This window comes from Acidovorax sp. KPB24-03 (genome assembly GCF_057546605.1).
Window position 1 is genome coordinate 1 of the sequence record NZ_BAAJYR010000458.1, and the last position, 2,591, is coordinate 2,591.

Here is a 2,591-nt window from a genome sequence, read left to right on the forward strand (position 1 = left end):
CCCACGCGGCGCGCCGGCCTGAGCCCGGCGGGATAATCGGCCCTCGCCCGCCTTCCGCCGCGCTTTGCTGCCCCCGCCTTTTTGCGCGGCCGCCCTGCCCCACACCCATGTCCGCCTCGACCCCCCGCGTGCTGGCCGTCATCCCACCGATGACGCAGCTGAACACGCCCTACCCCTCCAGCGCCTACCTGACGGGCTTTCTGCGCTCGCGCGGCGTCACCGCGTTCCAGGAAGACCTGGCGCTGGCCCTGGTGCTGCGCCTGCTCTCGCCCGAGGGCCTGCAGGCCGTGGCCGCGCGGGTGCAGGCCCTGCCCGAGGCGCGGCGCAGCCCGGCGGTCCAGTCCTTCGCCGCGCAGCAGGACCGCTACCTCGCCACGGTCGCGCCGGCCATCGCATTCCTGCAGGGGCGCGACTCGACGCTCGCGCACCGCATCGCCGGGCGCCACTACCTGCCCGAGGGCCCGCGCTTCGCCTCGCTCGACGTCTATGTGGACGACGAGGGCGGCGATCCGCTGGGCTGGGCCTTCGGCGCCCTGGGCCTGCACGACAAGGCCAAGCACATCGCCACGCTGTACCTGAACGACCTGGCCGACGTATTGCGCGATGCGGTGGACGAGCGCTTCGAGTTCGTGCGCTATGCCGAGTCGCTGGCCGGCAGCCAGCCCACCTTCGATCCGCTGGCCGACGCGCTGGCCGCGCCGCCCACGCTGGTGGACGAGATGCTCGAGGCGCTCACGCACGAGGCCATCGCGCGCCACACGCCCGACGTGGTGCTGCTGTCCGTGCCCTTTCCCGGCTCGGTGTACGCGGCCTTTCGCATCGCGCAGGCCATCAAGGCGCGCTACCCGCACATCGCCACGGTGCTGGGCGGCGGCTTCGTGAACACCGAACTGCGCGAGCTGGCCGAGCCCCGCGTGTTCGACCATTTCGACTACGTGACGCTGGACGCGGGCGAGCGCCCGCTGCTCGCGCTGCTGGAGCACGTGCAGGGCCAGCGCGGCCGCCAGCGCCTGGTGCGCACCTTCGTGCGGGGCGACGACGGCGCCGTGCAGTACGTGAACATGATGGAGGCCGACATCGCCTTCGCCGAGGTGGGCACGCCCACCTGGGACGGCCTGCCGCTGGACCGCTACCTCTCGCTGCTGGACATGCTCAACCCCATGCACCGGCTGTGGAGCGACGGGCGCTGGAACAAGCTCACCGTGGCCCACGGCTGCTACTGGAAGAAGTGCAGCTTCTGCGACGTGAGCCTTGACTACATCAGCCGCTACGAGGGCGCGAGCGCCGCCGTGCTGGCCGACCGCATCGAGCAGATCGTGCGCGAGACCGGGCAGACCGGTTTTCACTTCGTGGACGAGGCCGCCCCGCCGAAAGCCCTCAAGGCGCTGGCCACCGAGCTGATCGAACGCAACGCCGGCATCTCGTGGTGGGGCAACGTGCGGTTCGAGAAGACCTTCACGCCCGAGCTGGCCGAGCTGATGGCCGACTCCGGCTGCATCGCGATCTCGGGCGGGCTGGAGGTGGCCTCGGACCGGCTGCTGCAGCTCATGAAGAAGGGCGTGTCGGTGGACCAGGTGGCGCGCGTGACGCGGGCCTTCACCGATGCCGGCATCCTCGTGCACGCCTACCTGATGTACGGTTTTCCAACCCAGACGGTGCAGGACACCGTGGATGCGCTCGAATACGTGCGCCAGCTGTTCGCCAACGGCTGCATCCAGAGCGGGTTCTTCCACCGCTTCGCCTGCACCGTGCACTCGCCCGTGGGCAAGAACCCCGGGGAGTACGGCGTCACGCTCGCGCCGCTGCCGCCGGGCGGCTTCGCCAAGAACGACGTGGCCTTCATCGACCCCACCGGCGTGGACCACGACGCGCTGGGCGGCGCGCTGAAGAAGGCGATCTACAACTACATGCACGGCATCGGGCTGGACGAGGACGTGCGCGCCTGGTTCCCGTTCAAGGTGCCCAAGACCACCGTGGCGCGGCACCGCATCGAGCGGGCGCTCGCCAGCCGCGCGCACTGAAAAGTCAATCGCCCGAAGGGACCGGGGGAACTGGCGGATCGGCGGCCTGCCATGCCACGTCGACGGCCACCCGGCACCCCTGGCCCGGGGCGGTTTCGAGCTGCAGCACCGCCTCCAGGGCGATCGCGCGCTGCCGCATGTTCGCCAGCCCCATCCCCTGCGCGCCGGCCCGCGTGGCATCGAAACCCCGGCCGTCGTCCTGCACGCAGACCTGCAGGCACGCCCCCCGGCGCAGCACCGATATGCCGACGCGGCGCGCTCCGCTGTGCCGGATGGCATTGGTCACGGCCTCCTGCAGGAGCCGCAGCAGGTTCAGCGCACGCGCCCCCTCCAGCCGCACCCCGTCCAGGCCCTCGGCATGCCAGCGGGCATCGATGCCCGCGGCCTGCAGGCGCGACATCAGGCGGCGCCGGGGGGCGGCCAGCAGGGCCTGCAGATCCCCTTGCGGCACATGGGCCGTGGTGTCGATGATCAGCCGCAGGTCGTCGCTGATCTGCGCCAGCACCGCGAGCGCCTGCGGCGCGGGCACCGGCACCTGCGGCGCCTCGCCCCAGCAGGCCGCCGCATGGA

General features: G+C 71.6%; 2 protein-coding genes. One reads left to right on the forward strand and one right to left on the reverse strand.

Annotated elements, in window-relative coordinates; genetic code table 11:
• Positions 1-107: 107 nt before the first annotated feature.
• Positions 108-2,021 (forward strand): B12-binding domain-containing radical SAM protein, encoded by a 1,914-nt coding sequence (locus AC27KI_RS22525; RefSeq protein WP_317356994.1) that lies wholly within the window; start codon positions 108-110, stop codon positions 2,019-2,021.
• Positions 2,022-2,025: 4 nt separating this feature from the next.
• Here AC27KI_RS22525 and AC27KI_RS22530 read toward each other — a convergent pair.
• Positions 2,026-2,591: sensor histidine kinase (locus tag AC27KI_RS22530; protein WP_487115929.1), on the reverse strand; the 566-nt coding region annotated here is incomplete at its 5' end.

Excerpts from the sequence above, each read along its gene's own strand:
- AC27KI_RS22525 (WP_317356994.1), top strand. The coding sequence starts at position 108 with ATGTCCGCCTCGACCCCCCGCGTGCTGGCCGTCATCCCACCGATGACG.